Below are 4,486 nucleotides of genomic sequence, written 5' to 3'. Positions count from 1 at the left end.
GTTGCAGGCCCCAGGCCTGGTAGAGGTCGACGAGGGCCTGGGAATTGCGCACATCGAGCTTCGAGAAGGCCTCGTCGAGGAGGCAGAGGCCGAGCCCCGGATTCTCGTCGCCCGGCCGGTCGCCCGGATAGTAGGCGGAGGCGAGCGACGCCGCGATCGCCACGTAGAACGGCGCCTGGGCCTCGCCGCCGGAGCCCCGTAAAGCCCGGTTCGACATGGTCGTGCGGTTGCCCGCCCGATCGCGCATGCCGATCTCGTAGACGAAGTAGTTGCGGTAATCGGCCAGCCGCGCCGCGCTCTCGTCGCCGCCGATCAGGGCGGTGATCTCCGCGATGGCGTCGGCGAGCGGGCCCTCCAGCGGGGTGGTCTCGCCCGAGGCGCCCTCCCCCGGCAGGATCGCCTGCGCGGCGTCCGGCGAGCGCGCGACTTCGAGGGCGAGCGCGTGGACGGCCGCGTAGCGCCGGTCCACCTCCGCTTCGAAGGCGTAGGTCTGGCCGGTGAAGGTCTGGGTCGACAGGCGCTCGTTGAGGGCGTCGAGGCGGGCGCGCACGCGCTCGAACTTGTCCGCCAGCCGGGTCAGCAGATCCTCGATCATCAGGCGGCGCATCTCGCCCTCCGCCCGCAGGGCCTGATCGCGGTAGCGGCGCAACTCGTGTCCGGCCACCTCGTCATGGGCACGCTTGGCCCAGGCATAGCCGAACGAGGCCGGGGCGTCGCCGTTGCCGAGGGGATTCTCGATGCGCCACTGCACGCAGTACTCGGCCAGATCCCGCTCGGCGGCGCGCCCCTGGGTGCGGGCGGTCTCGGACGCCTCGCGCGCGGCGGCGCGCGACACCTGAGCGAGATTCGCCAGGGTCTTGGGCTCGAGTTCGGCACGCTTGGCCCGCAAGGTCGCGACGGCGCGGGGGTCGAAGCCCTCGGGCTGTACGAGCCGGATGCGGACGGTGTCGCCCCCGATCCAGCGGGCATGCGCGCTCCGACGCGCCTGGAGCGCGGCCCGCGCGAGATCGCGGGTGGAAGAGACCTTGGCCTTCAGTCCCGCCTCCTCGCCGAGCAACAGGTCGCGCTTGGGCTCGAGGACCTGGACCAGCTCGGTGAGGTAGGCGGAGCGTTCCTTGGCGAGCTCCTTCAGCTCGCCCTCCAGCACGCCGGTCTCGGCCTTCTCGACGTGCTCGCGCTCGGTCGCGAGGCTCCGGCGCCGGCCCTCGATCGCGTCGGATTCCGCCCGCAACTCGGCGAAGTCGAGCGAGGTCGCCGCGATTCGGCTCTCCAGACCGGCGGCGATGCGGGCGGCCTCGCGCAGCACGTCGGCTTCGGCGCGCAGGCGCCGGGCCTCGGCGACCGCTTGCTCCCAGTCCTGCCGGCTCTCGGCCGTGGGGCCGCGCTGGCCCCGCGTCATCATCAGTTGGACGGGGCGCACCACCGAGTAGGCCATGCCGGAGGTCGAGCGCCCGCTCGGGGCCACGGCCCGGCTCATATGTGCGAGCGCCGCGTCGTTGGGGGCGAGATCGTAGCCGCCGAGGCGGGCACCGAGGAAGGCCTGGGCGTGCGGGTCGCGGGTCTCGATCAGGGCCAGCGGACCCTCATCGTCGCGGCCGCCACGACGGCGCGCGGTGTCGGTCGTCTTCACGAGGATGCAGCGGTAGAACTGACTCCGGCGCGCCTCCAGATGCGCGAAGGCGGCATTGAGCCGGTCGGGCTCGACGACCAGGGCCTCGCGCGCCGCCCCCAGCAGGCCCTCGAGGGCCGGTCCCCAGGTCGGATCGACGATCTCGGCGAGTTCGCAGATCGGCGTCGCGTCGATGCCGAGGCGGGCGAGTTCGTCCCGGAACGCCGCGACGTCCGAGGACAGGCGGGGCGCGCTAGGCGTGCGCCCACCGGGGGCCGGCGCGCGGGACTGCGCCGCGTTCTCCTGTGCCCGGGCCCGCAAAGCCGCGTCCTCGGCCGCGCGCTCCAGGGGCGTGGCGATCGCGGGCGCGACCGCGAGGCCGGCGAGCAGGCCGTTCAGGGGGCCGTCGGAGCGCAAGGTCTCCTCCGGATTGGCCTCCCGGCGCAGGCCCGAGCGGGCGCAGGCCTCCACCAGCCGGGCGGCCTCGGGTGAAACGCGCCGGATCTCGCCCGCCACCGCCGTGAGCTTGCCGGCATCGAGGACGATCCCGACGAGGTCGGCGACGCGGGCGGCCAGATCCCGCCGGTCGCGGGCCACAATGGCGAGACCGGCATTGGAGGCGGCAAGCCGGCCCTCCGCCGCCGAGCCGGCGATCAGCGCCTTCTTGGTGGCGATCTCGCCGTCGATCTCGCGCACGAAACCCTGGCTGGTCGCCACGCTCTCGCGGGCGATGCGCAGGCGTTCGGCGACGTCCTTGAGGGCGTGGCGCGCGCCGATATGGTCGATGACGCGGCGGCGCAGATCGGCGTCGGCGGCCCGAAGCTCGTGGAGCGCGGCCGACAGGCTGGCCTCGGCCCAGGTCTCGTAACGGCCGAGGATGCGGGCGAGGTGGGTGAGGCGCCGCTCCAGTTCCTCGATGGTCTCGCGCAGGCGGCGCCAGTTCTCCACCGACTGACGGATACGCGCCACGTCGAGGGGTTCGGGCTCGAGCACGAAGGAGCGCACGAAAGCGGAGGAATCGAAGATCGGCTTGAACGCCACCGCGTTCGAGAAGGTGCGCAGGAAGTGGCGCGGCTCCGGCACCGCCGAGCCCTCGCGCAGGAGTCCAAGCAACTCGGCGGTGAAGCGTTCGCCCGACGCGCGGAACTCGTCGAAGGTGGTGCCGCGGGTGCGCAGATCCTTGGCGATCTCGGCCCAGGGCGCCACGTAGCTGCCGGCCGGCGCCTCGCGCACGTAATCGGCGATCTCGAAGCGGTGCCCGACATGGACGAAGCGCGAGAGCGTGGTCTCGCGGCTCTCCTCCGCGCGCGCCGCCAGGGCGAGGCCCGCCGAGACCACCCGGCCGGTGGCCTCGTTCTCGAAGACGAGGACGATCAGGCTTTCGCAGGCCTCGCGGGTGGGGCGGCCGCCTTCGGCGGGGTCGCTGATCCAGCCGAGGCAGTAATCGCGCACGGTGCGGGCGCTGCGCCCGGAGGCCGACGCGTTCAGGGCCAGCCGGCTCGCGTTGTTGCCGGCGAGCACGGTGCCGACCGCGTCGAAGATGGTCGATTTGCCGGCGCCCGTCGGGCCCACCAGGGCAGCCGCACCCCGGATCCGAATCTGCTCGCGGCGGATCAGGTACCAGTTGGACAGGACGATGTCGGTGAGACGGTACACGGCGGCTCTGGTCTGGTCCCGGTTCGGCGTCGAAGCGACACCGCATGGACGCCCCGGGGCCTGGATGCAAGTCGCGCCCGGTCCTGGGCTGGGGACCGGGGGCGGCGCGATCTCTTCAGAACGCCTCCTCGCCCCGCGCGGCGCCCCAGGATCGGACCTGATCCATCCAGGTGTCCGGCGACAGCACGGTGATGCCGGGCAGGACCATCAGGGGCGTGATCTTCTCGACCTTGTCGCGCTCGCCGAGACGCAGGGCGCCCTTGCGGGCGAACAGGCGCAGGATGTCGATCAGGCGCTGCTCGTCGGGCGGGTCGCTGCGGGTGGCCGTGCGGATCGATTCGGCGATGTCGTCGGTGGTGCACTCGACGACGCCCTCCGTGGTGACTTGGTGGGCGCGCAGACCCTCCTCGTAGGCCAGCCGCAGCGAGAGCAGCACGAGGGTCTCGTCCTTGCGGAGGCGCTCGCCCTGGGCATCGTGACGGATTCCGTCGAGGGGCACGCGCAGGCACACCATCTGGTCGCGATGCGCCACCTCGAAGCGGTAGCCGAGGCAGCCGAAATAGGCTTGGAAGAACGGCGCGTAGTGTCGGGCGAGCTCGTAGGAGCGGCCGATTCCGGGGGTGCCGGCATAGATGCACTGGCTCTTGAGCAGCACCTGCAGCGCACGGGTCAGCTCTTCCTCCGAGGGCGCGCGGGCGCCGGGCGGCGGCGGCTCCTCGCCGTCCACGATGGCGCGAAAGGGTTCGAGCATGGCGGGTCCCGCTTGAGCCGGCGCGGGCGCGGCCCGCGTGAAGGCCCCGGTCTCTACCCGGCGAACCCGCGTGGCGCCAACCCGGGCTTCAGGCGGCTACGGCGGGCTGGGCCCGGAACAGCGACAGGCAGGCCGTGTCGCGGTGCATGCTCAGGATCGAGGCCCGGTCGAGGGAGGGGTTGGCGGCCAGGACCCGCTGGACCTCCGCCACGATGGCGTCGTAGCGGGACGCGTCGAAGTTCGGCTCCAGGGGACTGACCGCTATGTAGGTCTCGACGACGAGGACCCGCTCGCAACGCTCCCGGCCGACCTCGGCGGCGATCCAGGCATTCTTGATCAGGCATTTGCCGGCATTCATGGGGGTACGCTCCCGTGCCATCCGCAGCATGTCTGGCGGAAAGCAGAGGATGAACCCACCCCACGAATTTGCAAGGGTTCTATTCCATGCTGCGGCGCGAAGACTTGGCTGC

3 protein-coding genes are annotated in these 4,486 nt (G+C 72.2%); all 3 read right to left on the bottom strand.

Annotation, left to right across the window (positions count from 1 at the left end):
• Nucleotides 1–3,265: SbcC/MukB-like Walker B domain-containing protein (locus tag K2X24_RS07650; RefSeq protein WP_292496387.1), on the bottom strand; the 3,265-nt coding region annotated here is incomplete at its 3' end.
• 115 nt (nucleotides 3,266–3,380) lie between these two features.
• Entirely contained in the window at nucleotides 3,381–4,016 is a 636-nt protein-coding gene (locus tag K2X24_RS07645) for a DUF4194 domain-containing protein (protein WP_292496385.1), read from the bottom strand.
• An 88-nt stretch (nucleotides 4,017–4,104) separates the two neighbouring features.
• Entirely contained in the window at nucleotides 4,105–4,374 is a 270-nt protein-coding gene (locus tag K2X24_RS07640; protein WP_292496384.1) for a hypothetical protein, read from the bottom strand.
• Nucleotides 4,375–4,486: the final 112 nt, after the last annotated feature.

Source organism: Methylobacterium sp. (genome assembly GCF_019750675.1).
Lineage (GTDB): Bacteria > Pseudomonadota > Alphaproteobacteria > Rhizobiales > Beijerinckiaceae > Methylobacterium.
Note: the sequence above shows the minus strand (reverse complement) of the source record. Positions and strands in the feature narration are given on the sequence as shown.